Genomic DNA, 23,318 nt, shown 5'->3' with positions numbered 1-23,318 from the left:
AGCGATATCACTTAAGCGAGTAAAAATACGCCGCTAATGCTGCTATTTCCTCGTCGTTCAGACGCCCGGCCATCATCTGCATGATTGGATGCTCACGCTGTTTGGTCTTATAGGCCAGCATGGCATCAACAAAGGCTTCCGTATCAAGCCCGACGATCTGCGGAATACCTTTGGTGTCGGCATTCGACTGATGGCAGGTCACGCACTCCGCAGACAGATACTCACCCAGCTCGACATCTCCCTCTTCAGTGCCTGCCTGAAGCGCGGTACCCGGCGACACGCCGAAACAGGCGCAAGCAGTCAAAGCAGCCTTCCTCAACTTAGTTGCACGGCTGTTAAGCATCCCACGCTTGCAAATTCTGTGCGCAATCAGAACCGCAACTTTCGTCGGCATCTTCATATGACCGAGATCGCGCGGCTGTCGGTATAGATTGCGCCGTCATCATCAAACCAACTGAAGGTAAATACACCCGGGCCCGGGACAATCGCCTGAAACTCGAAAAACGGGTTTGTTGAAATACCGGGTCCGAGTTCGAGATCAATGACCAGCTCGCCTTCGAATTCACACAGAAAGCGGTGAATGATCGACCGGGAGATGGGTTGACCATCGAGATCAAGGCGCTGGCCGGATTCCATGCGGTGGGTAATCAGGGTCTTGATCGTTATCACATCTCCTGCGCGGGCCTCTTTTGGCAGCTTGACGCGGGTTTTGACTCCTGTGGCCATCTCAAAACTCCCCCATCACGCACACCCGCCGACAACCACCGAGACAGTCCGCGCGCCCCGGCGCACGCCGCCACCTGGCAAACGCGCCAAGGCCAGAACCTCTTGCGATTGCCCCAGACGCATACGTGTCGAAATGGATTGCGCCGCAGCCAAAGGCCCAAACCGCGCCCTGAGAACCGGCAAAACCGGGTTGCCGGGTGCTATCAGCATGACCTCTTCCGTGTCAGGCGCGTTGATGGTCACCGGCACGCGATAGCCGTCCTCGGCAATGGGTTCCATATCTATGGAGACATCACCGTTGTCTATCGGGGCCTCACCGGCAAAACCGGCAATCAGTTCCTCAAGCGTGGTTACGTTTGGCAAAGCCACCAAATCCTGGGCGCGCACCGGCAAGGCAAGGCACATCAAGGCCCCAAGGCTCACCTGCAGTGCATCGCGCCGTTTTAAGGACATTGCGGCCCTTTCTCATTGGACTGGCACCGATGTTACCTGTGCCATTGCCGTTCGGATACATAACAAATCCGTGAGCCTGCGCATACTTAAGTCGCGGTCGCGCCTCAAACTGCAAGGTTGAGAAACGCAACCCGACGTTGCAAGCTGCCGTCGAGACCCGCATCTGCGGACGGAGGAAGAATGTCAGACACGCTGCCCTCGGCGAGAGCCAGCCCCGGTCTCGCTGTCCGCGAGCTGAGCTTTCACTATGGTGCTAAGACGGCGTTAGAGGCTGTCTCATTCGACGTGGCGACGGGCACGTTCTGTGCCCTTCTTGGGCCAAACGGGGCCGGGAAATCGACGCTGGTGTCTCTGCTGACCCGATTGCTCGTGGCACCCGACGGTGAAATCAGCGTTGCGGGCTATAACCTGCGTCAGGCTCCACGCAATGCACTGGCAAAACTGGGCGTGGTCTTTCAGCAACCAACCCTGGACCTGGGCCTGACAGTGCGCCAGAACATGACCTATTTCGCCGCGTTGCATGGGCTACCCAGATCAGAAGTTTCCGCCCGTATCGACGCAGCGCTGGACCGGCTGAACATGCGAGAGCGCGCAGGTGAACGCGTGCGCGATCTGAACGGCGGACATCGCCGCCGCATGGAACTGGCCCGCGCGTTGCTGCATGACCCTTCGGTGTTGCTACTGGATGAACCGACCGTCGGGCTCGATGCGGCAGCACGGCACTCGATCACCGACCATGTTCATGATCTTGCGGCGCAAGGTCTTTGCGTCTTGTGGGCCACGCACCTGACCGATGAAGTGCGCGACGATGATCAATTGCTGGTGCTGCATCGCGGTCAGATCCTTGCCAGCGGACAAACCGGTAACCTGCGCGGGGATCAAACCCTGTCCGATTGGTTTCTGTCCCGGACCGAGGTCCCGGCATGAGCGGTTTCTGGGGCGTCGCACGCGCCATCATCGGGCGCGAGTTTCTGCGTTTCATCCATCAGCGCGAACGCTTTCTCGCTGCCTTGGTTCGTCCGATGGTGTGGCTTTTGATCTTTGCGGCAGGCTTCCGCGCCGCTCTCGGCCTGTCGATCATCCCGCCCTATCAGACCTACATCACGTACGAGACCTATATCGTTCCGGGTCTTTGCGCGATGGTTCTGCTGTTCAACGGGATGCAAAGCTCTCTCAGTCTTGTCTATGACCGCGAAATGGGCTCGATGCGCTTGCTGCTGACCAGTTCTTTTCCGCGTTGGTGGCTGTTGTTCTGCCGCCTGTTGGGTTCAACGGCGATCTCAATCCTGCAGGTCTATACGTTTCTGGCACTGGCAGCGCTGTTCGGGATTGTCCTGCCCCTGCCCGGTTATGTTGCGGTTCTACCGGGGCTGATTCTGGGCGGTCTGATGCTGGGCGCGCTGGGGCTGGTGTTGTCCAGTTTCATCAAACAGCTAGAGAACTTTGCCGGTGTGATGAACTTTGTCATCTTCCCAATGTTCTTTTTGTCCTCCGCGCTCTATCCGCTGTGGAAAATGGCCGAAAGCTCCCCCTTGCTGCGCGATATCTGCGCGCTCAACCCATTCACGCATGTGGTCGAACTGATCCGGTTTCTGCTTTACCTGCAGATCAACTGGGGGGCCTTGCTGTGGGTTCTGGCGTCGACTGCGGTTCTGTGCACAATCGCCGTTTGGGGATATGACCCGGCCCGTGGCCTAATGAAGCGGAAATCATGACGGCCGAGTCACAACCAACAAGGCGCAGCCTGCTGCTGAAAACCCGTCTGGGCCTTGGTGCGGTTGTGCTTGGATCAGGCACCCTTTTGACAGCAGCTATCCTGTATTTCGGGATGCAAACGGTCGCCAGCCGCTTGGAAACGGCGCTGGCTTCCGAGACTCGCATGGCGCGCTATGCCGCCCTCTCGACCCAAGCCGCTACCTTTCTTGTCATCGCAACCGAATCGGTTCAGACCAGCCAATCCGTCGAAATCCGAATTGATCGCCTGTCTCCGATCCGGGACCAAATCGGGACCACGTTTCTACAACTTCGGTCTGATGTAGAGGAGGCCGTTGCCGCCGTTCAATCCCTTGGGTTGGATGAGCAATCCCGATACGGCACGCAATCCCTGGGTCTGGCCAGGATGGAGGCACTGCTGGCCAACACGCTGGACGGGCTTGCAGATGCCGACGCCGATCAGGCGCGGTTGCGCGCCCATATCGACTCGTTTGCCACCGCCTTTGATCCCTTGCTCAGCCAGGCCGTGAACACTGAGGTTCTGTTTCGCAATGCCATTTTGGCCGGGATCGAAAAGACCCGTCTCACTTTGACTTGGGTTGCACTTGCGCTTGCCCTGTTTGCCTTGCTCAGCACGGCCTGGTTCTACTTCGGTCTGGTACGACCGCAGTTTTCGCGGCTGGATCGGTTGCGCAAAGCAGCGGTTCAGGTTGGCAAATCCGAGTTTGCCATTTCTCTGCCAGCAACCCGCAATGATGAAATCGGCCAGCTATATGGTGAAACCAACCGTATGGCGGCGGCGCTGAAACACCGTCAGGATGAGGTTGAGGCAGAATGGGCCCGGTTGAACGAGACCATCGCCCAGCGAACGCGGGAGCTGAGTGCGGCAAATGAAACTCTGTCCAAGATTGATGATAACCGGCGTCGTTTCTTCGCGGATATCAGCCACGAACTGCGCACGCCTTTAACGGTCATCATGATGGAATCCCAGATTGGTCAGAGGGACAGTCAGACCGCGCCCGAGGCGTTGGCCTCGATTGAAAACAGCGCCGCAAAACTGAACCAGCGGATTGACGATTTGCTGCGTGTCGCGCGATCTGAAACCGGGGAGCTTGCGCTGGAACCGGCCAGCATTGCGCTGCAAGACCTGATGCAGACAGTTGTGAATGACATCCGGCCTGAGGCCGACAACGCCAATATGCAGCTCGAAACAGACGAGTTTCCGGATTGTGCGGTGCAGTGCGATCCGAACTGGATTCGTCAGGTCCTGCTTAGCCTGTTGCGCAACGCGATCCGACATGCGCGCGACGGTAAGGCGTTGTCCATTTCGAGCCATGTCATGGAAGAGGTCGTTCAGATAGAGCTGACGGATAATGGCCCGGGCATTTCTAAGAACGATCAGAGCCAGATCTTTGAACGGTTTGTTCAGGGCGGGGCGACAAACAGTCAGGGGTTTGGTGTGGGGCTGGCGCTGGCCCGGTGGGTGGTCGAAGCCCATGGCGGCACTATCTCAACTATCAGCCCGGTCCCGCGTCACACAGCGTTGGGTGCCAATGCCGGTACAAATGTCTGCATTCGATTACCGCTGGCAGAGGCTTAGAGTATCCTCATGGCCCCCAGATTGCTGATCATAGACGACGATCCCAAAATCACCTCGGCCCTTGTCCGGGGCCTGTCACTGCATGGTTATTCTGCCGAAGCGGAAAATCGCGCCGATCAGGGGTTAGAGCGGCTGAAAAGCGGCGCATTTTCGGGCGCGATTGTGGATGTCATGCTGGGGGCGGACAGCGGTGTTGAACTGGTCCGGGCCGCGCGTCTGGCCGGGGTGGCGATACCGATACTGATGCTGTCAGCCCTGTCCGACGTCGATCATCGCACCGCGGGGCTTGAAGCCGGGGCCGATGATTACGTGGTGAAGCCTTTCAGCTTTGACGAACTGGTCGCCCGGTTGCAGGTGCAGGAACAACGTGTCCTGTCGCAACGCCCCAATCCCGCGCGGATATCGGCACAGGACAGAACCGTTGCCAACTGGGAAACCAGCGTTGCCCTGACCGAGCGCGAGTTCGATCTGCTCATGCTGCTGAACAGCAAAGCAGGCTCGCCCATCTCGCGCGGCGAGCTGTTTGACACGCTGTGGTCACAGGAAGGGTCCAGTAACGAAAATGTGGTCGATGTCTATATCGGGTATCTGAGGAAGAAGCTTGGTTCCGATGATTTTGGATTTGAAATCAAAACCATACGCAATCAGGGCTTTTGCCTTCAAGGAGTCGCGCCGCTATCGGATGAAGCCTGAGTACCGACCAAAGTCTAAATCTTTCTTATGAATTAAGAGTCGCACAGGCGCATGAGACCTGCCACATTGATTGCAAGCAAATCTTAGGAGGAGGACCCCGATATGGCTTGGAACAAACCTGTTATCCGCGAAATCGAGTGCGGCATGGAAATCAACATGTACGGCCCCGATCATGATGACGAGCGCGGTGGCGGCCTGATCTGATCAGCCGCAAGCGCCAACACTAGATGACGTTGCGCGCAATAATACTTGGGGCCGCTGCTGGCGGCGGCCTTCCGCAATGGAACTGCGGATGTGAAAACTGTAATCTGGCACGAAATGGAGTGATCCCCGCGCAAACGCAATCGTCGCTTGCCGTGTCGCCCGATGGCCGGAATTGGGCCATTCTGAACGCCTCACCGGATATTCGAATGCAGCTGGGCAATACGCCTCACCTGTTTCCGACAGGGTTGCGAGAGATACCAATTCAATCGGTTCTGGTAACAAATGGCGATATCGACCATGTAGCGGGTCTGCTCACATTGCGCGAGATGCAGCCTTTTACGCTGTTCGCGACCCCTAGCATTCACGGGGTTGTTGCGGATAACCCGATTTTCGATGCCCTGAACGCTTCGGTCGTGAAACGTGCACCGATCTCTTTGAATGAGCCTTTTGAGCTGGTCTCGGGTCTGGAGGCCACGTTGTTCCCTGTCCCCGGAAAAGTGCCGCTTTATTTGGAAGGCGAACATGTTCAGACCGATCTGGTGGGCGAACAAACCGTTGGGGTGGCGCTGAGCGCACAAGGCAAGACGGCCTATTATATCCCGGGCTGCGCAGCTTTGACGCCCGAGTTGCGCACGCGGCTTGACGGGGCCGACCTTCTGTTTTTCGACGGCACGCTCTGGCAGGATGATGAGATGGTACGTGCCGGGCTGGGCCAGAAAACGGGCAAGCGCATGGGGCATATGTCGATGGACGGCCCCGATGGCTCGATCGCCAGTTTCGCGGATATGCAGATCGGACGGAAAGTCTTCGTCCATATGAACAACACCAATCCGGTTCTGCGCCCCGATAGCAACGAGAACGCAATTGCGCAGGCCAAAGGCTGGACGATAGGCCAGGATGGAATGGAGATCACGCTATGACCCAAAGCCGCGAAGAATTCGAAGCCCGGCTGCGCCAGATCGGAGCTGAGCGATATCATGACCTGCATCCGTTCCATTATCGTCTGCATGGCGGTCAATGCACACCGGATGAGGTGCGCGCCTGGGTGATCAACCGCTATTATTATCAGCACTCCATCCCGATGAAAGATGCGGCTTTCATGTCCCGCGTCGAGGATCCAGCGCTACGCCGAGCCTGGCGGTCGCGGATCGAGGACCACGACGGCACAGACGACAACGAAGGTGGCATCCGACGCTGGCTGCGACTGGCCGAAGCGGTCGGGCTAGACCCTGACTATGTTGCCTCGTGCGAGGGTGTATTGCCTGCCACCAAATTCGCAGTGGATGCTTATGTGCGATATGTCCGCGAGAAGACGTTGCTGGAGGCGGTCGCCGCCTCACTCACCGAACTTTTTGCGCCCAAGATTCACGCCAACAGGATCGAAGGCCTGCTTCAGCATTACGAATTTGCGGACGACAGTTCCCTGTCTTACTTCCGCAACCGCCTGAAAGAAGCCCCCAAGGACGTGGCCTTTGGTCTGGCGTGGGTGTTGGATCACGCCGATACTGCAGAAAAGCAGGACGCGGCGACCAAAGCGCTGATATTCAAGACAGATGTCCTCTGGTCGCAGCTGGATGCTTTGTGGGGGGCCTATGTCGAACCTGCCAGAATCCCTCCCGGCGCTTGGAAGCCAGATATCGGCCTTTTGATGCGGCGGGCGTCATGATGCTGGCGCAGGAGGTCCCCTCACTCCCACGGGGCGTTCGCGTCCAATACGATTCCGTGCGCGAGAAATGGGTTCTGCTGGCCCCTGAACGGGCTGTGACTTTGGATCAGATTGGGCATGCGATTTTGAATGAGGTCGACGGCCAGCGCAGCTTTGGTCAGATCACGGCGATTTTGTCGGAGAAGTACAACGCCTCGGAAGAGCAGATTGTCGAAGACAGTTCGGGTTTTCTGGATGCCCTTCGCGCGCGGCGCTTCCTGGATGTGATGTGATGCAGGCAAAAGCCCCACCCCCCATTGCCATGCTGGCCGAGCTGACGCACCGGTGCCCGCTATCCTGCCCCTATTGTTCCAACCCGGTCGAAATGGCGAAGATCGACGGAGAGTTGGATACCAAGACATGGGCGCGCGTTTTCAGAGAAGCGGCCGCGCTTGGCGTCTTGCAACTGCATCTGTCGGGTGGTGAACCAGCCTCGCGCCGGGATCTTGTCGAATTGGTCAAAGCCGCGCGTGAGGCCGGGCTCTATACCAACCTGATCACCTCGGCGATCGGCTTGTCTGAACGGCGGCTGCACGCGCTGGATGAGGCCGGGTTGGATCATATCCAGCTGTCTTTGCAGGGCACCGACGCGGTGATGGCGGATAAGGTAGGTGGTTACCGGGGTGGATTTGATCGCAAGATGAAAACGGTTGAATGGATCAAACAGATCGGGTTTCCGCTGACCCTGAACTTTGTCCTACACCGTCACAACGCGCATCAATTGCCGCGCGCGCTGGAACTGGCGCAAGAGATGGGCGCGCGGCGGATTGAGGTTGCGACAGTTCAGTTCCACGGCTGGGCCTTGAAGAACCGGGACGCCTTGATGCCCACGCGAGAGCAGGCGCAGCAGGTTACCAAACTTGTGACCGAAGCCCGGAAAGACCTTAAAGGACAGCTGGTCATCGACTACGTTCCAGCGGATTATCACGACGACTACCCCAAGCGGTGCATGGGCGGCTGGGGCACCACTGGCTTGAACATCGCACCCGATGGTCAGGTTCTTCCGTGCCACGCCGCGCAATCGATACCGCATCTGACCTTCGACCAGGTCCAGGACAAGTCGCTTTCCGATATCTGGTATCACGGCAGCGCGTTCAATGCCTATCGCGGAACGGACTGGATGTCGGACCCGTGCAAAAGCTGCGAACGTAAAACCATAGATTTCGGCGGCTGCCGCTGTCAGGCTATGGCCGTTATCGGGGATGCAAGTGCAACCGATCCGGTTTGCATCAAATCCCCCCATCATCAGGCTTTGCAAGATCAGGCAAACGAACATGCCGCCAAGGCGGATGCACCTTTTGTCTACCGTGTTGCACCCGGGGTGGCGACTGAACCTGCAGAGTAATCTTCCCCCAAGACAGCTCCATCCGGACCAGAAATCAAGCTGAGTGTCCGGTCAGAAAGCCGCTGCGCCTCGGGTTTGGAATGGGTCACAAACAGGGTTGCCGGGCGATGCTGCGCGATTAGAGCCTCGGTCAGGGTCAACATCGTCTCAGCCGTTTCCGCGTCCAGCGAAACAAAGGGCTCGTCCATAATCAGAAACTCCGGCTGCCCGGCAAAGGCGCGCGCCAGCGACAGCCTGCGCTGCTGACCCAGTGACAATTGGCCGGGAAACAGCCCTCCTTTTCCCTCCAACCCAACGTCAGACAGGGCGGCTTCTGCATCGGCAGGCGACAGGTCACGATGGATCAGGATCAGATTGTCCAACGCCGAGCGCCAGGGCAGCAAATTGGGTTCCTGAAACACGATTGCCAGCCGATCTGGGCGCATGATCTGGCCGTCAAAGTCGGGATCAATCCCCGCCACCACTCGCAGCAGCGTTGTCTTTCCGATGCCCGATGGCCCGCTCAGCGCAACCGTTTCCCCGGCAGCGATGTCAAAAGAGATCGGCCCCAGGACCGCGTCATCTCCAAAGCGTTTTTGCCGGATGTCGATCTGGATCATGCGGCTCTCCAACGTCGTGCGTTACGCTCCCATGGCTGCAAAACTAACCATTCAACAACCAGCATTACCGCGATGAATGAGAATGCATAGACCAGCACCATCGCCACATCAAACAGCTGAAAATACAGATGGATTTGAAAACCAACGCCGGATGAACGGCCCAGAAATTCGACCACCAAAACGATCTTCCAAATCAGCGAGAGACCCGAACGCGCAGCCGCCGCGATAAAAGGGGCAAGTTGTGGCAGGATCACGTGGCGCAGTTGCGTTTGCCACGGCATCCGATAGACCTGCGCCATCGCATCCAGGTCGGGGCTTAGGGACCTGCCCCCTTCGCGGAGGATCGTAGCGACATTGGGGATTTTGTTCAGCGTCACCGCCGTGATCGCTGCGGCCTCGGTCAGCCCGATCCAGAGATAGCAGAGCACGATCAGAACCAATGCGGGCAGGTTCAGGAAGATCACCAACCAGGGGTCGAGCCAGCGATTCAACGCATCTGACCGCCCCATAGACAGGCCAATGATCGTGCCCAAGGTCATCGCCAGCGCAAACGCCCAGATCACCCGCAACAGGGTTGCGCCAAGGCTTCGCAGCAATTCTCCGGAAGCAAGCTCCTGCTGGAACCGGGGGATCAGGTCCCATGGCTGCGGCAAAATCTGGGAATCTCCGGTCAGCGATGCGGCAACAATCCAAAGCGCCACGAGGCCCGCGATGGACATAAGCGGGATGAGGCGCGAATCTTGCATGAAACCCTATTCCACGTCAGCAAACAGACCTTGAGGCACTTTTTCCGCTTCACCCACAAGCTCTGCGCCACCCAATTCGGCCATGAGTGCCAGCATCTTGTTTGCGGCGACTGCATCCACCGGGCTGCGAGCCGGAATACCAGCGATCCAATCAGTCTTGAGCCGTTCGAACTGCGCATCAGATCTCGCACTCATACGGGGCCTGATCGCCTTCCACGCCTCGGGTGAGTTGGCCAAAAGGTCCTTAGCCTCACGGCTGGCAGAGAACAGGCTTTGCGCAAGGTCCGGATTTTCGTTCAGAAAGCTCTCTTTCAGGTAATAGCCCAACAGTGGCGTATTTGTGTCGAGGCCCAGGGCTTGCCCGGCCTCTTCCACCGAGATCAGTTCTTTCATGCCGGACGCTTTCATCTTGGCCAGAAAGTGCCAGAAGTTGATTGCGCCCGCGTAATCGCCGCCGAGCGCAGATTTGAAGATCAGGGGTGGCGCGCCAAAGACCTGCTCGGTCTCTGCTTTCAAATCCATCCCATATTCCTGCGCTGCATAGGCGCGCAGGATCAGCCAGGATTTATCCAGCGGGCCACCGGCAATGCCGATCTTGCCGCCTGCCAAATCCTTCAAACTGGTTGCAGGGCTGTCGGCGGGCACGACCACCCCTCCCACAGCCTTGGAATAGGGGATGAAGACATAGTCTTTCCCGGCGGCCCTTTGGCGTGCGACCCAAATCCAGTCGGCCACGGCCAGATCAGCCTCATCACCTTCGACCGCGATACGCGTTGCGCCATTGTCCGCAAAGGGTTTAACATCAAGGATGAAGCCGTGTTTTTCATCCAGACCATTCTGACGAATGGTCTCCAGCTCCCAGTTCACCGTTCCGATCTTGAGCACCGCAGCGCGAATGGTCGGCAATGTCTCTGCCGCCAAGGCGCCGGTTGAGAGTGCAAGAGCAAGGCAGGCGGAAAATAGTCTGATCATTGCTCGATCCCGTTCATCCGCTATTCCGCCTTGCGGCTGACTTCGTTCAGGTTCTTGTCCAGCTTGATATCGAACTGATTGCCACCCTTGCAGATCACGTCATCCAGATCATAACCGTCGTCTTCGACCTCAATATCATCCGGGTCCATCTGGCATTCGATGGAGGCAAGATAGGCTTCGATCTTGCCGACCGTTTCCGCATCAATTTCGGCGGCTAGTGCTGGTACTGCCATAATTCCGGCGATCATCAAAACTCCAAGCTTTTTCATCATGCTATCCTTTCTCTACTGAATGCTGACGGTGATCCGCTGCGTTTCACCTGTGGATCCGGGAATGCGGATTTCATGGCTGCCAGGTTTGATGGCGATAAACGAAAGTTCAGCCACACCGGCTTTGTCAAACTCGATGCTGTCCACTGCCATCGGGCGGATTTCGATTTTGTTGATGACGATCTCGTTCATCCAGATCGCGCGGAAGAATGATGGCCCCTCGATGGCCAGCTCTGCCGAGCCGTCAGCGGTGATCTCAAGCTTGTAATACGCGCCGGATTGCAGGGCCACGTCTTCACCCAGTGGTTGCCCCGAGGCGAGCGTCAGCTTGATGGTTTCCCCCCGGTTGCATTTCGCCAGAAGCCCGGCAAACCCCAGATCATCACAGAGGGGGGCCGCTGATATGGGCCCGCCTATCATTGCGACGAAGGCTGCAGTCAAAAGTCTCTTCATTCCCGTCCCTCCCAGAACTTCAGTCAATGGTCACCACGCCCCAGGGCTGTTGACCGACCTGCACCGATTTGATCGCCTTCTCAGAGGCGACATCGATGATAGTGATGTCGTTTGAATTGCCATTTGTGGTCAGCAGGTATTTTTCATCCGGCGTGAATTCGAGCTGCCAGACCCGCTGCCCCACAAGGATATAGTCCAGAACTTCAAGACTTTGCGCGTCGACAACGGCAACCCGGTTTGCGGGCCCCAAGGCGACAAACAGACGTTTGCCATCCGAGGTCACCTTGGCACCCACAGGCTGTAGCCATTCAGGCTGGACGCCGGGCACTTCAAAGCTGATCTTGCCAACAACCGTGGGCGCGCCATCCTCAGCGATGTCCATAACCGAGACTGTGCCGCCAATTTCCGAGGTGACAAACAGGCGCTTCCCGTCCGCCGTGTATTGGGCATAGCGCGGGCGCTGGTCGACCAGAATGTTGTGCTTGATTGTGTAGTCCTCGGTCGAGATAAAATGCGCCATATTGGTCGTCTCGGAGGTGTTGACCACAAATTTCGCGTCCGGGCTCATCCCCATGCCTTCGGGTTCAACCCCAACCGGCACTTCGGCCAGAATGGTGCGGGTTTCCGTATCCGTGACCGTCACCAGATTGTCGTCCTCATTGGCGATATAGAGCCGTTTACCCGAGGGTTCGAGGATGAAAAGCTCCGGGTCCGGGCCCGAGGGCAGGCTGGGCAGTTCCTCATAGGTCGAGGTATCGAACACCCGGATGATATTGTCATCGGATGCACACACATACAGTTTGCTGCCATCCGGGCTGACGGTGATGCCACGCGGGCGGTTACCACCGGGAAACTCGGTGATCACTTCCCAAGTGTCCGTATCAACCACCGTGATGGTGTTACCCCGTTCGTTCGAGACAAAGGCTTTTCCAGCCAGCGCAGGGCCCGATGCAAGCGCAGCAAAGGCAACGGTCAGCAATAGTCGTTTCATCAATACCTCCGGTTACTCAAAAGCCTGGCAGCTGGATTCCGCCCGATCCAGACCCAACGTATCAAGCGGAGAGACCTGATGCAGAAACCCTTCCTGCGGGCTGACGCTGACGGTGATCGAGCCATCGTACAGCAGGATCGGCTGGCGCAGTTGCCCGTTCCAGTCGCGGAACGTCACTTTCTGCCCTTTGAAAGCGGCAAGTTCGAATTCATCCGACAGGGCATAGTCCCGCACACCATCCGGTTCCGCGGTGCTGGCGCGGGTCACGGTCTCGCCAACCACACGCAGGGCCAGCCAGGTATTGTAGTCCTCGGGGCGAGCGTAGCGGCCCGTCAGCTCTTCGAAACGGGTCTGGAATTGGGTGGCTCCCCAGGCTTCGTGTGCCCCGTGGAACGTTGTCGGGCGCAGGCCGCCTGACCCCATCACCGGACGCGGAGTCCAAAGGTGGTAAGACAGGTAACGTCCAAAATAATCCGTTTCGTCTGCAGCAATCACCACGTCATGATCCCGCGCATCCTGAGTATCCAGCGGCAATTGGCGTTGAACCAGGACATGGCCGGAATCTGTCCGCCGAGAGCCTCCGGTATCCGCAAAGGTTCGATCTTCGGTGATCTTTGCCCCAAACTTGGTCGCCGCGCGGCGATAGGCTTCGGCGAGCTTCACATCTTCGGGGTTGGATCCGGCCAACAGGAACCAATCGCCCCATTTTTTCCAGACCGCAAACTGCGCAACAGCATCAGCCGTCATGGCGCGCGACGGCGCGATATGGAGCAGGTTGCCCCGGCAATTTGCATCTCGCAACTCGATATCAGGAGCTGAGGCATTGAAGACCAGCGCCCCCGCCTCTGCCGCCTTGTCCGTCAGCCGCAGAATATCAGGCGCATGCGCCAAAAGAACGATCAGGCGCACCCCGTCGGCTAGGATTTGATCCATCGCGGCGTCAGCCTCTTCCGGCGGAACGGCGACAGTAGCGGTCTCATAGGTATGCCCCAGAAATCCGCCTGTGGTGCCGTTATCCTCATCGCCAAGCGCGGCACCGGCAAAGCCCAGATCATCGGGTTTCAGATCATATCGCGAAATCGGCAGAAGTGACGAGTAATCAATCCGCAGCACCGCAGCTTTCACGTCAATTGCCGCCGCGGTCACCGCAGACACACACCAAAGAAGCGCCGCAAGCAGCGACAGCACGCGAATACTCAAGATGTCCTCCCGTTGCCTGAACGTCTGGGATCAGGCGGATTCATCAAGGGCGAAACGCCCGGAAAACGGAACCGATACTTTTGGCCGTGTTGTAAAGAAAAGCCTATCAGCTTCATCATTAAGCTCGATTCTTATTTTATAAGAATGCGCGTATGCGGTTGATCTTGCTATGGTTTCCCGCGGCTCTCTGCAGTTTTGCAGAAGTGGCCACGGATGGCCGCTTTGGTGTGTTCGGATGTCAGTTTTGATGCGTGACACGCCATACAGAAGCCCGGCCAATCAAACGCCCAGCGTATTCAGGGAGGACCTAGAATGAATCGACGCGCTCTTCTTGCGGCAAGCGCCGCGCTGCTGGTCCCGGCCATGGCTCTGGCCCATGGACCGACCCGGCAGAAAGTCACTTTGACCGCCGAGGTCGCCGCCTCGCCCGAGGAGGTCTGGGCCGTTGTCGGCAACTTCGATGACATGTCATGGCACCCGGCCGTGTTTGCCACCGAAGGCAAGGGCGGCAATGCGATAGACGCGACCCGCCTGCTGACGCTTGGCCAGGCTGGCGGACCAACGATCGACGAAATTCTCTATAAGTTTAGCGATGAAAAAATGAGCTACTCCTACCGGATCACCGAAGTCGCGGTTGAGGTGCTGCCGGTCACCAACTACTCATCGCATCTGACCGTCAAGCCACGTGACGGGGGCGGGTCGATCATCGAATGGCGCGGCGCGTTTTATCGCGGCTACCCCAACAACGATCCACCAGCCGAATTGAATGACGAAGCCGCCGTCGCCGCCGTAACCGGTGTCTATCAGGCCGGACTCGATGCCTTGGTCGAGCGTTTTGGTGCGGCAAGCTAGCCGCTCATTGACTTTAGTTATGGCGTTCTCTGCCAGCCCGGCGCTGGCAGAGACGGCATTTATCACTTGCCAAAATGGTGAAGAACTCAGCCGGATTGATCTGGTCGAAATGCTGGAAACGGCTCGCTGGCCTCTGCCCGGCAAGCCTGCGGGCGTGGCCGTTGGGCAGGACGGAACGCTGTTCACCGTGTCACCAGATAACAAAACGGTGCAGCGTTTGTCTGCTCAGACAGGCAAGACGCTGGCGCGGGTAACTTTGGATGGCGGACCAATCGGCATCGCACTGGATCATCCGCGCGGGCGGCTTTTTGTCTCGGACTGGTACAACGCCCGCCTTTGGGTGCTGAACAGCGAAACCCTTGACGTTCTGTCCAAGCTGACGACCGGTGCCGCCCCCGCCGGTCTCGCGATTTCACCAGATGGGCGATATCTCGCATCGGCTGACAAAGAGGCGGATCAGGTTTCGGTTTTTGATGCCGAAACCCTTTTGCCGCTGCACAGCATACCCGTTGGCACTCGTCCCTTTGGCTTGCGCTTTGCATCGGAGGGTCGACTGTTCGTCGGCAATGTCGGCAGCAATGATGTCAGCGTGGTTGATGTCGAAACTGGCATGGTTAACGCGACGATAGCGGTTGGCGAACGACCCTATGGCATTGCCTTTGCCCAAGGTCGCGCATTTGTCACGAACCAATACGCCAACACGCTCAGCGTCATCTCGCTTGAGACACTGGAGCACGAGGCACTGATCGAAGTTGGAGAATACCCGGAAGGCATCGATGCAACGGCCCGCGAGAATCTGTTGGTCATCGCAAATTGGTTCGACAACACCGTCAGCATCGTGGACCCGAATGCGCTGTCCGTGGTAGAAACGATAGTAACCTGCGACGGGCCGCGTGCCTTTGGCAGATTTCTGCAAGGAGGAAGACAATGAAGGCTTCTCACCTGATTGCAGCCCTGTTCTGTATGCTGGCCGCTCCGGCCTGGGCATCGAATGAGGCATGGGACAATGTCCGGGAACTGCTTTATGGCGACCGGCCCATGCAAAACGGGGATGCATTGATCGCAATTGATGCACCCTATCGTACACCGGATGATGCGCGGGCCGAACTGGCGGCTCAGGTTGTGGCCCCTCGGGGGACAAATGTCGCGAAGGTGACTTTAGTGCTGGATGAAAATCCGATGCCGGTTTCTGCGGTGTTCGAACTGGAAGAACCGTTGCCCAGTTTCTATTTCGACGTGACAATGCGCGTGAATGGCCCGACCCCGATGCATGTCATCGCCGAGACCACGGATGGCCGCCTTTGGGTGTCGGAAACCTTCGTCAAAACCTCCGGTCTTGGCGCTTGCGCCGCACCTCCCGGCACTGATCCGGAACTTGCGCTGGAAAATCTGGGCACGATGGAGGCCGAGCTCGTCGGTCGCGTGCCTGCGTTGGATACGCTGACGCGCCTGTCCAATCTGGGCGCGGATCGCGCGAGCAAGATGGATTTGAACATCGACCATCCATCGCATTCCGGAATGCAGATGGATCAGATTTCCCTGCTGTTCATCCCGATGCGATATGTGGAGACCGTGGATATCGATCTTGATGGCGCGGGATATGTTCAGATGACCGGATCAATTTCACTGTCCGAAAACCCTCGGGTCGGAATATCCGTTCCAAGCCGGGCGCAAGCGGTGGATGTGACCATGACCGACACGGATGGCACAGTCAGTCACCTGCATAAGAAACTCGCAGGCTTCTAACTCAACCACCTCCGGTAACGGGTTGGCCCGGGGCGGGTTTGACCTGTTCCAGCGGATAGCCCCACAAGGCCCAGCCATCGGTGCCTTCGGGGAACCAGTAGACGTTGGAATATCCCCATTCGATTGCGCGCCGCGCGGCATTCCAGCTCATCCAGCAATCCTCCAGGCAAAAGAACACAAGGCCATGATCGATGTCGCCCTTAGTGCTGGCCTCCAGTCCGGATCGAAAATAGTCAGCCGTGACATCGGCAATTGCGCCATAGCCAACATTGGGCAACCAGAGCGTTCCGGGAATACTGTTGCGCGGCTTGTCCCGCCAGATCGTGCCTTTCGGCAGGTTTGCCGGTTTGGGCGGCTGGGGCAGAACATCGATAAACGCCGCATTCTGATCTTGCCAGAGGATGTGTGCCTCTTCCGGGCCGATGGTTGTGCCGCCGGTGATCTGATCCGGCACCGGTGCGCGATAGTGATCCATGCGGTAGTCGCTTGGCTCGGGGACTGTCTGCGCCATCGCCGGGGTCGACATCAGCACAAAGACCACCACGGCGCGCATCATTGCGACAGATCCAGCACCTCGGTTCCCAGATCATTCACAAGCGGCACGCCGGCTTCGGCCAATACGGCGTTGATCTCATCCTGGTTACGACGGATCTGAGAATTCAGTTGCCGCTGCCAGACCTTCTCACCCTGCCGCACGCCCATGGTGATGCGATAGAACAGACGTGGCGGCAGCTCTTCGTTGACCAGCGGGATCACCTTGAAATCCGGATAGTCTGTCTTGACCAATGGCCCACCCAGCGGACCCCACAAGATGGCGGCATCAATCTCGCCCGATTGCAGGTCATTCAGCATGTCTGTGGCGGGGCTTTCCACGCGGCGGTCGACGAACAGATTGTAGGGCTTGGCCTGCCCGATCAGCCCGTTCCGCGCCATATGCGCCGCCGGGGGTGTACCCGCCACAATCCCGATCTTTCGCCCCTTGAGCGCCGGATCGTTCAGCGTGTCGACCTGAGCCAGATCGCTGTCCACCGGCACGATCAATGCATAGGCCGAGGTGTAGTAGTGGTTGGTGTTCTGTACCAGCTCGTGCCCTTGCGCATAGCCGATCACAACATCGCAGCGTTTGGCAGCCAGGGTGTTTCGAATAAATCCCGTCGCTTGCGGAAACCAGACATATTGCACGGGCAGGTCCAGTTTTGCGGCAATCAGTTCGGCCAGCTGGTTTTCATACCCCGAACCATCGTCGGATGACATCGGATAGTTGGCCGGATCCGCGCAAACGCGCAAGGCCGTTTTGGAAACCAAATCCGATGTTTGCGCCTGTGCGGGCGGCGCCTGACCCAGCCAGACGCAAAGCCCTGTCAGAACAAGGCAAGCCTTAGCCCATACACGCATCTTCATCCTCGCGGATCACGTCGGATTTTGCCTCTTTCTTGGGCGGGCGGCCACGCGGGATCGCGCCCGATCCATGGGCCTTCAAATATACATAGATGTCATCCAGAAAGCACATCACATTCGGGTTGTCGCCAAATCCCGGCATCACCGAGTTTTCGGCGGCATTCACAACCTGGCGGCCATTTGTGACGACATCGACGAAGTCGTAATAATCCATATCCAGCGCTGACTCTTTCAGAGCAGGCGCATAGGTCGAGCCTTCGCCATCCGGACCATGACAAACATGGCATTCCGCGTGATAGCGCCGGAAGCCTGAAAATGTCATCCAGTCCACGGTTCCATCCTCGGCCACGTTGAAAGTCGGGATATCCTCTTCGGTATAGTACCGCCCATCTTCGGAATACGAGACTGCTAGATTGTCAGCAACCGCAGCAACGGGAAGGCAAGACACAAGAACAGATGCCAGAAGACGTACAGAGTGGTTCATGGAAAGCTCGTTTTCGTTACAGGTGAAAACCGGCGCGGTCCGTCTGAGCCGCGCCGGTCATGTCTTTGGCTTAGTTCGGCAGCGCGAACACGGTCAACTGACCACCCAGCGCAGTATAGTCGCTAAGAGCAGCATAGCCACCCACGGCGCCAAGACCGTCATTCGGGTTGGTCAGACCAGCTGCCAGACCGATGCCGGCCCAGCCACCAACACCCGACAGGATGCCGATATACTGCTTGCCACCTTGCTCATAGGTCATCACGTTGCCGATAATGCCCGACGGTGTTTTGAACTTGTACAGTTCCTCACCGGTTTCGGCATGAACAGCCTTCAGATAGCCTTCGAGCGTGCCGTAGAAGACCACGTCACCCGCAGTTGCCAAAGCACCTGACCAGACCGAGAACTGCTCGGGCAGAGACCACTTGATGGTTCCGTCGGTGTTGTCCCAGGCGATGAAGTTCCCCATGCCACCGTGGCTGTCGGGTGCCGGATACATCGCCAGCGTCGCGCCCACATAGGGCTGACCCGCGGTGTAAGATACGCGGAACGGCTCATAGTCCATGCAGACGTGGTTGGTCGGCACATACATCAGCTGGGTCTTCGGCGAATAGGCCGCAGGTTGCTGGTCCTTGGTTCCCAGAGCCGCCGGGCAGATACCGGTCGAGTTTACATCCTCGCCGTTCTGTTCCGTCGAATACTGGGCGACTACGGCCGGACGACCATAGGTCTCGCTGTTGGGATCCATGTCGACGCCTGTTGTCCAGTTCACAACTGGGTCGAACTTTTCGGCGACCAGCAGTTCACCCGTCACACGGTCCATCGTGTATCCCAGACCGTTGCGGTCGAAATGGGTCAGCAGCTTGCGCATCTCGCCATCAATTTCCTGCTCCGTCAGGATCATTTCATTGATGCCGTCATAGTCCCATTCGTCATGCGGGGTCATCTGGTAGAACCAGCGTGCCATACCGGTGTCGATATCACGCGCCATGATGGTCATTGACCAGCGGTTGTCGCCCGGGCGCTGTGCCGGGTTCCATGTCGACGGGTTGCCCGTGCCATAGTACATCAGGTTCTCGTCCAGATCGACCGAGTACCAGCCCCATGTGGTGCCGCCACCGATCTTCCACTGATCGCCTTCCCAGGTATTTGTGCCCGAGTCCGCGCCAACCGGTTTACCTAGATGAGTGGTGTTTTCCGGATCAGCCAGGATGTCCGAATCCGGACCCATGGAATAGGCGCGCCAGACTTGCTCGCCCGAGTTCATGTCGTAGGCAGTGACCGACCCGCGCACGCCGAACTCACCACCCGAAATGCCGACAATTACCTTGTCCTTTACGGGCAGCACCGTGGCCGTGTTGGTTTCACCAATCGCCGGGTCGCCATTCTGGACTTCCCAGACAACGTCACCGGATTTAGCGTCCAGAGCGACGACCTTGGTGTCCGCCTGATGCAGGAAGATCTTGCCGTCCGCATAGGCCACACCGCGGTTCACGGTGTCACAGCACATCACCGGAATCACGTCCGGATCCTGCTTGGGCTCGTACTTCCAGACGATCTTGCCGTCATTGGCCAGATCCAGGGCGTAAACGATATTCGGGAACGGCGTATGGACATACATCATGTCGCCGATCACCAGCGGAGAACCCTCATGCCCGCGCAGAACGCCGGTCGAGAAGGTCCACGCCACCTGCAGATCACCAACATTGTCCGCGTTGATCTGATCCAGTTCGGAATAGCGCTGATTTTTGTAGTCACCCGTCTGGATCGCCCATTGTTTCGAGTTCTCCATCTGGGCAATCAGGTCGTCATTGGCATAGGCCGCAGTGGCCAGCGCAATGGCAATCCCGGAGGTCCAAAGCGATAGATTTTTCATTCAATCTCCTCCCTTTTGTGCAGCGATCTCGCTACATTGCAACACCTCACCCAGATTGGATTGCGGTGTCTGTTAACGCTCGCCCAGACCGGCCCTTTTCCGGTCACATCCGTGGGCGAACAATGCGATCTCTTACGACCCGTCGTCCTCAAAGGTCGCAAGATATGCGATGATGTTGGTGCGATCGTCCTCCTTACGTAGACCTGCAAAGCTCATCTTGATCCCCTTTGCGTAGTCGCGTGGTTTTGTCAGAAACGCGTCCAGTTCTTCGGGTGTCCAGACCAGCCCTTCTTCGGATAGTGAAATCAGCACTGGGGAATAGCCAAACCCTTCGACGGATGCCGCCTGACGGCCAACAATACCGTTCAATGCGGGGCCCACTTTGTTTTCAGCCCCCTCTCCAACGGCGTGGCAGGCCTTGCACTTGCGGAAGATTTTCGCGCCCGCTTCGGGATCGCCTTCGGCACTTGCGAAAGCGGGTGCAAGCATGAGGCAGGTTGCTGCGAATACCGTTCTGAACACTATCATTCTTTCCTTACTGTTTTCATTGGCTGAGACGTTCGGCGTGCCATTCGACATGGTCACGCGCAAAGCTGTTCACGAAAAAATAGGAATGGTCATACCCTTCCTGAATTCTGATCTGTCCGGGCTGGCGGCGCTTGGCCATCATGTTGGCCAAAGCTTCGGGTTTGAGCAGATCGAGAAACTGGTCATCCGCTCCCTGGTCGATAAGCAGGTCACCTTTCCAGCCGTGCTCCTCAAGAAGCAATGTCGCATCATGCTGGACCCAGGTGTTTTCGTCGTCACCCAGATAGCTACTGAGCTGTTTTCGTCCCCAATCTGAGCGTGTCGGATGCGCAATCGGCGCAAATGCCGAAAGAGATCCGAATTTGTCGGCGTTTCGTATCGCGATCGTAATCGCGCCGTGGCCCCCCATTGAATGACCTGTGATCCCGTGACGATCCTGCACCGGGAAGTTCTTCAGAACAATGTCCCGCAGCTCGTCAACGATGTAGTCGTACATCCTGAAATGTGATCGCCAGGGATCTCGGGTGGCATTCACGTAGAACCCGGCCCCCTGCCCCAGATCATAGGCATCGTCATCGGCAACGTTGTCGCCGCGCGGCGAGGTATCAGGAAACACAACCGCTACACCGTGGTCGGCCGCGGCTTCTTGGAACCCACCTTTGGTCATCGCGTTCTCGTGGGTGCAGGTCAAACCTGACAAGTACCACAGGACTGGTACCGGCCCGGTCTTTGCCTGAGGCGGCAGATAGATTGCAAAGGTCATCTCGCAATCACATGTCTCGGACGGGTGGGAATAGACGGTCTGCTCCCCTCCGAAACTGCGGTTTTGCGAGATGACCTTCAGATCCATGTCAGTACTCCACCACCGCACGAATCGATTTGCCTTCGTGCATCAGGTCAAAGCCGTGGTTGATCTCATCAAGGGACAGCTTGTGCGTGATCATGGGGTCGATCTCGATCTTGCCGTCCATGTACCAGTCAACGATTTTCGGGACATCTGTCCGCCCTTTGGCCCCGCCAAACGCGGTGCCGCGCCAGGACCGGCCAGTGACCAGCTGGAAGGGTCGGGTCGATATCTCGGCCCCGGCAGGGGCCACGCCGATGATGATGCTTTCACCCCAGCCTTTATGCGCGCATTCCAACGCGGTGCGCATCACGCCCACATTGCCTGTGGCGTCGAAGGTATAGTCTGCGCCACCACCGGTCAGCTCGACCAGATGCGCCACGATATCGCCGCTGACTTTCGAGGGATTCACAAAATCGGTCATCCCGAAATGTGTCGCCATTTCGGCCTTGCCGTCATTCAGATCGACGCCAACGATTTGGTCACAGCCAGCCATCCGGCAGCCCTGAATGACGTTCAGACCAATTCCGCCCAGACCAAAGACTACGCAACGCGACCCAATCTCAACCTTGGCAGTGTTGATCACGGCACCGATGCCGGTTGTGACACCGCAGCCGATATAACAAATCTTGTCGAACGGCGCGTCCTTGCGCACCTTGGCTAGCGCGATCTCGGGCACCACGGTATGATTGGCGAATGTCGAGCAGCCCATGTAGTGATGAATTGGCGTGCCATCCAGCATGCTGAACCGGGTCGTGCCATCCGGCAACAGACCCGCCCCCTGCGTGGCGCGCACTTTCTGACACAGGTTTGTTTTCGGGTTCAGACAGTACTCACACTCGCGGCATTCGGGGGTGTAAAGCGGGATCACATGGTCCCCAACTTCAAGGCTGGTAACGCTTTCCCCAAGCTCCAGAACAACGCCAGCGCCTTCATGGCCCAAAATTGCCGGAAAAATCCCTTCGGGATCATCGCCCGAACGGGTGAACTCATCCGTATGACATAAACCGGTCGCCTTAACCTCAATCAGGACTTCTCCTGCTTTCGGACCATCCAGTTCAACCTCGATGATTTCCAGAGGTTGTCCTGCCGCCACAGCAACCGCCGCGCGTGTTCTCATTTCTGTCTGTCCTCCCTTGCGCCGGAATCATTCCCAGACCGGCTGCTTGGGTCGAGTATGAGGGCCAGCCCCGCGGTCAAACAATTAAGACAATGGTGTGTATTGGGTTGAATGGACTTAGGGCGCAGATTTCATGCATAATATCCGCGTGGAGGAGAGCTGCGATGTCGAACGGCAAGCTAATTGTCATGGCTTTGGCCTGGCTCGGCACGGCTGGCCCAGGCCTTGCTGCGGATTTTTCCGACCCAACCTGGCCGTGTATTCAGCGCAAGGTCGAGGATCTGTCGCTGGGCCTTATGTGGCCACACCAGATCGCCGAGAATGAAACCACTGAGCACAGCGCCGACATTGACGAAATCGCCGGGCTGCTGGCTCTCAGGCGGATCGAACTGGAGGACCTGCAACCCCAGGTCGCTGAGTTTGCCGCTCGCTATAATGGCGATCCGGATATTATGGGACGGGTGTTCCAGCGTGTTTTTGAAACACTTTCGAAACGTCGCAAGCGCATCATCGCCGGGATCGGAGAGTTTTCGCTGAACCAGATCGATCTGGCCGAAAAGATCGATCTGGCCCGTGTTGAAATGGAGCAGGCCTTATCCGCCGACCCGCCGGATTACGACCGCGTTGACGCGCTTGAGGAACAGCTGGATTGGGATCAGTTGATCTATACGGACCGCCAACGCTCGATCACTTATCTCTGCGAAACGCCGCAAATCCTCGAGCGTCGCCTGTTTGCAATCTCGCAAATGCTTCAGCAGTTGACGTCAGACCAGGGATAAAGCACCGGCCCAGACGCACAGGAGG

General features: G+C 57.7%; 30 protein-coding genes. 13 read left to right on the top strand and 17 right to left on the bottom strand.

Features of this window, described 5'->3' with window-relative positions; translation table 11 throughout:
• Positions 1-7 precede the first annotated feature (7 nt).
• The 3 genes from ACR0NN_RS21700 to ACR0NN_RS21690 form a co-directional block, all read right to left on the bottom strand.
• Positions 8-280: a c-type cytochrome gene (locus ACR0NN_RS21700; RefSeq protein ID WP_480685541.1), complete on the bottom strand. Its 273-nt coding sequence runs from the start codon at positions 278-280 to the stop codon at positions 8-10.
• Between the two features lie 116 nt (positions 281-396).
• Complete coding sequence (gene soxZ, locus ACR0NN_RS21695) at positions 397-726, bottom strand: thiosulfate oxidation carrier complex protein SoxZ (protein ID WP_170726599.1); 330 nt, start codon at positions 724-726, stop codon at positions 397-399.
• Between the two features lie 15 nt (positions 727-741).
• Positions 742-1,179 (bottom strand): thiosulfate oxidation carrier protein SoxY, encoded by a 438-nt coding sequence (locus ACR0NN_RS21690; RefSeq protein WP_170726602.1) that lies wholly within the window; start codon positions 1,177-1,179, stop codon positions 742-744.
• A 180-nt stretch (positions 1,180-1,359) separates the two neighbouring features.
• Between ACR0NN_RS21690 and ACR0NN_RS21685 the strand changes: the two genes are divergently transcribed.
• The 9 genes from ACR0NN_RS21685 (at position 1,360) to pqqE (ending at position 8,439) form a co-directional block, all read left to right on the top strand.
• Positions 1,360-2,106, top strand: coding sequence for an ABC transporter ATP-binding protein (locus tag ACR0NN_RS21685; protein WP_170726614.1), 747 nt, complete (start codon positions 1,360-1,362; stop codon positions 2,104-2,106).
• Positions 2,103-2,894, top strand: a complete 792-nt coding sequence (locus tag ACR0NN_RS21680) for an ABC transporter permease (RefSeq protein ID WP_170726616.1) — start codon at positions 2,103-2,105, stop codon at positions 2,892-2,894. Before ACR0NN_RS21685 ends, ACR0NN_RS21680 begins: the two co-directional genes overlap by 4 nt.
• Positions 2,891-4,492, top strand: a complete 1,602-nt coding sequence (locus ACR0NN_RS21675) for a sensor histidine kinase (protein ID WP_170726619.1) — start codon at positions 2,891-2,893, stop codon at positions 4,490-4,492. Before ACR0NN_RS21680 ends, ACR0NN_RS21675 begins: the two co-directional genes overlap by 4 nt.
• A gap of 9 nt (positions 4,493-4,501) precedes the next feature.
• Positions 4,502-5,185, top strand: coding sequence for a response regulator transcription factor (locus tag ACR0NN_RS21670; RefSeq protein ID WP_170726621.1), 684 nt, complete (start codon positions 4,502-4,504; stop codon positions 5,183-5,185).
• A gap of 102 nt (positions 5,186-5,287) precedes the next feature.
• A complete protein-coding gene (gene pqqA / locus ACR0NN_RS21665) occupies positions 5,288-5,389 on the top strand; it encodes a pyrroloquinoline quinone precursor peptide PqqA (RefSeq protein ID WP_120634970.1) in 102 nt (33 codons plus the stop codon).
• Between the two features lie 23 nt (positions 5,390-5,412).
• Positions 5,413-6,309, top strand: a complete 897-nt coding sequence (gene pqqB, locus ACR0NN_RS21660; RefSeq protein WP_170726623.1) for a pyrroloquinoline quinone biosynthesis protein PqqB — start codon at positions 5,413-5,415, stop codon at positions 6,307-6,309.
• Entirely contained in the window at positions 6,306-7,055 is a 750-nt protein-coding gene (pqqC, locus tag ACR0NN_RS21655) for a pyrroloquinoline-quinone synthase PqqC (RefSeq protein WP_170726627.1), read from the top strand. Before pqqB ends, pqqC begins: the two co-directional genes overlap by 4 nt.
• Entirely contained in the window at positions 7,055-7,327 is a 273-nt protein-coding gene (pqqD, locus tag ACR0NN_RS21650) for a pyrroloquinoline quinone biosynthesis peptide chaperone PqqD (protein ID WP_480685569.1), read from the top strand. Before pqqC ends, pqqD begins: the two co-directional genes overlap by 1 nt.
• A complete protein-coding gene (gene pqqE, locus ACR0NN_RS21645) occupies positions 7,327-8,439 on the top strand; it encodes a pyrroloquinoline quinone biosynthesis protein PqqE (RefSeq protein ID WP_170726639.1) in 1,113 nt (370 codons plus the stop codon). Before pqqD ends, pqqE begins: the two co-directional genes overlap by 1 nt.
• Here the strand turns inward: pqqE and ACR0NN_RS21640 are convergent.
• The 7 genes from ACR0NN_RS21640 to ACR0NN_RS21610 are packed head-to-tail and all read right to left on the bottom strand — an operon-like array spanning position 8,397 to position 13,669.
• Complete coding sequence (locus tag ACR0NN_RS21640) at positions 8,397-9,038, bottom strand: ATP-binding cassette domain-containing protein (RefSeq protein WP_170726643.1); 642 nt, start codon at positions 9,036-9,038, stop codon at positions 8,397-8,399. The two genes, pqqE and ACR0NN_RS21640, sit on opposite strands and share 43 nt — an antisense overlap.
• Positions 9,035-9,784, bottom strand: coding sequence for an ABC transporter permease (locus ACR0NN_RS21635; protein WP_170726651.1), 750 nt, complete (start codon positions 9,782-9,784; stop codon positions 9,035-9,037). Before ACR0NN_RS21635 ends, ACR0NN_RS21640 begins: the two co-directional genes overlap by 4 nt.
• 6 nt (positions 9,785-9,790) lie before the next feature.
• The gene (locus ACR0NN_RS21630; protein ID WP_170726661.1) at positions 9,791-10,756 is read right to left on the bottom strand and encodes an ABC transporter substrate-binding protein; all 966 of its coding nucleotides are present in this window, start codon (positions 10,754-10,756) and stop codon (positions 9,791-9,793) included.
• A gap of 20 nt (positions 10,757-10,776) precedes the next feature.
• Positions 10,777-11,025, bottom strand: coding sequence for a PepSY domain-containing protein (locus ACR0NN_RS21625; RefSeq protein WP_170726670.1), 249 nt, complete (start codon positions 11,023-11,025; stop codon positions 10,777-10,779).
• Positions 11,026-11,040: 15 nt separating this feature from the next.
• Positions 11,041-11,478, bottom strand: coding sequence for a cupredoxin domain-containing protein (locus ACR0NN_RS21620; protein ID WP_170726673.1), 438 nt, complete (start codon positions 11,476-11,478; stop codon positions 11,041-11,043).
• 19 nt (positions 11,479-11,497) lie between these two features.
• The gene (locus ACR0NN_RS21615) at positions 11,498-12,469 is read right to left on the bottom strand and encodes a YVTN family beta-propeller repeat protein (protein ID WP_170726681.1); all 972 of its coding nucleotides are present in this window, start codon (positions 12,467-12,469) and stop codon (positions 11,498-11,500) included.
• 12 nt (positions 12,470-12,481) lie between these two features.
• Positions 12,482-13,669, bottom strand: coding sequence for an ABC transporter substrate-binding protein (locus ACR0NN_RS21610; RefSeq protein WP_480685538.1), 1,188 nt, complete (start codon positions 13,667-13,669; stop codon positions 12,482-12,484).
• A gap of 312 nt (positions 13,670-13,981) precedes the next feature.
• Here ACR0NN_RS21610 and ACR0NN_RS21605 point away from each other — a divergent pair, with 312 nt between their 5' ends.
• The 3 genes from ACR0NN_RS21605 to ACR0NN_RS21595 are packed head-to-tail and all read left to right on the top strand — an operon-like array spanning position 13,982 to position 16,267.
• Complete coding sequence (locus tag ACR0NN_RS21605; protein WP_170726683.1) at positions 13,982-14,521, top strand: SRPBCC family protein; 540 nt, start codon at positions 13,982-13,984, stop codon at positions 14,519-14,521.
• Positions 14,522-14,540: 19 nt separating this feature from the next.
• The gene (locus ACR0NN_RS21600) at positions 14,541-15,452 is read left to right on the top strand and encodes an outer membrane protein assembly factor BamB family protein (protein ID WP_480685536.1); all 912 of its coding nucleotides are present in this window, start codon (positions 14,541-14,543) and stop codon (positions 15,450-15,452) included.
• The gene (locus tag ACR0NN_RS21595; protein WP_170726698.1) at positions 15,449-16,267 is read left to right on the top strand and encodes a quinoprotein dehydrogenase-associated SoxYZ-like carrier; all 819 of its coding nucleotides are present in this window, start codon (positions 15,449-15,451) and stop codon (positions 16,265-16,267) included. Before ACR0NN_RS21600 ends, ACR0NN_RS21595 begins: the two co-directional genes overlap by 4 nt.
• A 1-nt stretch (position 16,268) precedes the next feature.
• Here the strand turns inward: ACR0NN_RS21595 and ACR0NN_RS21590 are convergent, their stop codons facing one another.
• The 7 genes from ACR0NN_RS21590 to ACR0NN_RS21560 all read right to left on the bottom strand — a co-directional run bounded on the left by ACR0NN_RS21590 (position 16,269) and on the right by ACR0NN_RS21560 (position 22,514).
• Positions 16,269-16,823: a PQQ-dependent catabolism-associated CXXCW motif protein gene (locus tag ACR0NN_RS21590; RefSeq protein ID WP_170726700.1), complete on the bottom strand. Its 555-nt coding sequence runs from the start codon at positions 16,821-16,823 to the stop codon at positions 16,269-16,271.
• Entirely contained in the window at positions 16,820-17,662 is an 843-nt protein-coding gene (locus tag ACR0NN_RS21585; RefSeq protein ID WP_170726704.1) for a substrate-binding domain-containing protein, read from the bottom strand. The genes ACR0NN_RS21590 and ACR0NN_RS21585 overlap by 4 nt, the downstream gene beginning before the upstream one ends.
• Positions 17,646-18,149, bottom strand: coding sequence for a c-type cytochrome, methanol metabolism-related (locus ACR0NN_RS21580; protein WP_170726719.1), 504 nt, complete (start codon positions 18,147-18,149; stop codon positions 17,646-17,648). The genes ACR0NN_RS21585 and ACR0NN_RS21580 overlap by 17 nt, the downstream gene beginning before the upstream one ends.
• A 70-nt stretch (positions 18,150-18,219) precedes the next feature.
• Complete coding sequence (gene xoxF5 / locus ACR0NN_RS21575) at positions 18,220-20,022, bottom strand: lanthanide-dependent methanol dehydrogenase XoxF5 (protein ID WP_170726724.1); 1,803 nt, start codon at positions 20,020-20,022, stop codon at positions 18,220-18,222.
• A gap of 132 nt (positions 20,023-20,154) precedes the next feature.
• On the bottom strand, positions 20,155-20,511 hold the full coding sequence (locus tag ACR0NN_RS21570) for a c-type cytochrome (protein ID WP_480685533.1): 357 nt from the start codon (positions 20,509-20,511) through the stop codon (positions 20,155-20,157).
• 55 nt (positions 20,512-20,566) lie between these two features.
• The gene (gene fghA / locus ACR0NN_RS21565) at positions 20,567-21,400 is read right to left on the bottom strand and encodes an S-formylglutathione hydrolase (RefSeq protein ID WP_480685531.1); all 834 of its coding nucleotides are present in this window, start codon (positions 21,398-21,400) and stop codon (positions 20,567-20,569) included.
• 1 nt (position 21,401) lies between these two features.
• Positions 21,402-22,514 (bottom strand): S-(hydroxymethyl)glutathione dehydrogenase/class III alcohol dehydrogenase, encoded by a 1,113-nt coding sequence (locus tag ACR0NN_RS21560; protein WP_170726730.1) that lies wholly within the window; start codon positions 22,512-22,514, stop codon positions 21,402-21,404.
• Between the two features lie 164 nt (positions 22,515-22,678).
• On the opposite strand from ACR0NN_RS21560, the gene ACR0NN_RS21555 reads away from it, so the two are divergent.
• Complete coding sequence (locus ACR0NN_RS21555) at positions 22,679-23,293, top strand: hypothetical protein (RefSeq protein WP_170726732.1); 615 nt, start codon at positions 22,679-22,681, stop codon at positions 23,291-23,293.
• Positions 23,294-23,318: the final 25 nt, after the last annotated feature.

It is taken from the genome of Ruegeria sp. BA2 (genome assembly GCF_056539605.1).
This window is presented reverse-complemented; position numbering and strand designations above follow the sequence as displayed.

Coding starts and splice junctions, on each gene's coding strand:
- ACR0NN_RS21635 (WP_170726651.1), bottom strand. CDS start 9,784: ATGCAAGATTCGCGCCTCATCCCGCTTATGTCCATCGCGGGCCTCGTG.
- pqqD (WP_480685569.1), top strand. CDS start 7,055: ATGCTGGCGCAGGAGGTCCCCTCACTCCCACGGGGCGTTCGCGTCCAA.
- ACR0NN_RS21690 (WP_170726602.1), bottom strand. CDS start 1,179: ATGTCCTTAAAACGGCGCGATGCACTGCAGGTGAGCCTTGGGGCCTTG.
- ACR0NN_RS21630 (WP_170726661.1), bottom strand. CDS start 10,756: ATGATCAGACTATTTTCCGCCTGCCTTGCTCTTGCACTCTCAACCGGC.
- ACR0NN_RS21580 (WP_170726719.1), bottom strand. CDS start 18,149: ATGAACCACTCTGTACGTCTTCTGGCATCTGTTCTTGTGTCTTGCCTT.
- ACR0NN_RS21595 (WP_170726698.1), top strand. CDS start 15,449: ATGAAGGCTTCTCACCTGATTGCAGCCCTGTTCTGTATGCTGGCCGCT.
- ACR0NN_RS21585 (WP_170726704.1), bottom strand. CDS start 17,662: ATGCGTGTATGGGCTAAGGCTTGCCTTGTTCTGACAGGGCTTTGCGTC.
- ACR0NN_RS21680 (WP_170726616.1), top strand. CDS start 2,103: ATGAGCGGTTTCTGGGGCGTCGCACGCGCCATCATCGGGCGCGAGTTT.
- ACR0NN_RS21555 (WP_170726732.1), top strand. CDS start 22,679: ATGTCGAACGGCAAGCTAATTGTCATGGCTTTGGCCTGGCTCGGCACG.
- ACR0NN_RS21560 (WP_170726730.1), bottom strand. CDS start 22,514: ATGAGAACACGCGCGGCGGTTGCTGTGGCGGCAGGACAACCTCTGGAA.
- ACR0NN_RS21640 (WP_170726643.1), bottom strand. CDS start 9,038: ATGATCCAGATCGACATCCGGCAAAAACGCTTTGGAGATGACGCGGTC.
- ACR0NN_RS21570 (WP_480685533.1), bottom strand. CDS start 20,511: ATGCTTGCACCCGCTTTCGCAAGTGCCGAAGGCGATCCCGAAGCGGGC.
- soxZ (WP_170726599.1), bottom strand. CDS start 726: ATGGCCACAGGAGTCAAAACCCGCGTCAAGCTGCCAAAAGAGGCCCGC.
- ACR0NN_RS21675 (WP_170726619.1), top strand. CDS start 2,891: ATGACGGCCGAGTCACAACCAACAAGGCGCAGCCTGCTGCTGAAAACC.
- pqqB (WP_170726623.1), top strand. CDS start 5,413: ATGACGTTGCGCGCAATAATACTTGGGGCCGCTGCTGGCGGCGGCCTT.
- ACR0NN_RS21605 (WP_170726683.1), top strand. CDS start 13,982: ATGAATCGACGCGCTCTTCTTGCGGCAAGCGCCGCGCTGCTGGTCCCG.
- ACR0NN_RS21620 (WP_170726673.1), bottom strand. CDS start 11,478: ATGAAGAGACTTTTGACTGCAGCCTTCGTCGCAATGATAGGCGGGCCC.
- pqqE (WP_170726639.1), top strand. CDS start 7,327: ATGCAGGCAAAAGCCCCACCCCCCATTGCCATGCTGGCCGAGCTGACG.
- pqqC (WP_170726627.1), top strand. CDS start 6,306: ATGACCCAAAGCCGCGAAGAATTCGAAGCCCGGCTGCGCCAGATCGGA.
- ACR0NN_RS21670 (WP_170726621.1), top strand. CDS start 4,502: ATGGCCCCCAGATTGCTGATCATAGACGACGATCCCAAAATCACCTCG.
- ACR0NN_RS21600 (WP_480685536.1), top strand. CDS start 14,541: ATGGCGTTCTCTGCCAGCCCGGCGCTGGCAGAGACGGCATTTATCACT.
- xoxF5 (WP_170726724.1), bottom strand. CDS start 20,022: ATGAAAAATCTATCGCTTTGGACCTCCGGGATTGCCATTGCGCTGGCC.
- fghA (WP_480685531.1), bottom strand. CDS start 21,400: ATGGATCTGAAGGTCATCTCGCAAAACCGCAGTTTCGGAGGGGAGCAG.
- pqqA (WP_120634970.1), top strand. CDS start 5,288: ATGGCTTGGAACAAACCTGTTATCCGCGAAATCGAGTGCGGCATGGAA.
- ACR0NN_RS21625 (WP_170726670.1), bottom strand. CDS start 11,025: ATGAAAAAGCTTGGAGTTTTGATGATCGCCGGAATTATGGCAGTACCA.
- ACR0NN_RS21685 (WP_170726614.1), top strand. CDS start 1,360: ATGTCAGACACGCTGCCCTCGGCGAGAGCCAGCCCCGGTCTCGCTGTC.
- ACR0NN_RS21590 (WP_170726700.1), bottom strand. CDS start 16,823: ATGATGCGCGCCGTGGTGGTCTTTGTGCTGATGTCGACCCCGGCGATG.
- ACR0NN_RS21615 (WP_170726681.1), bottom strand. CDS start 12,469: ATGAAACGACTATTGCTGACCGTTGCCTTTGCTGCGCTTGCATCGGGC.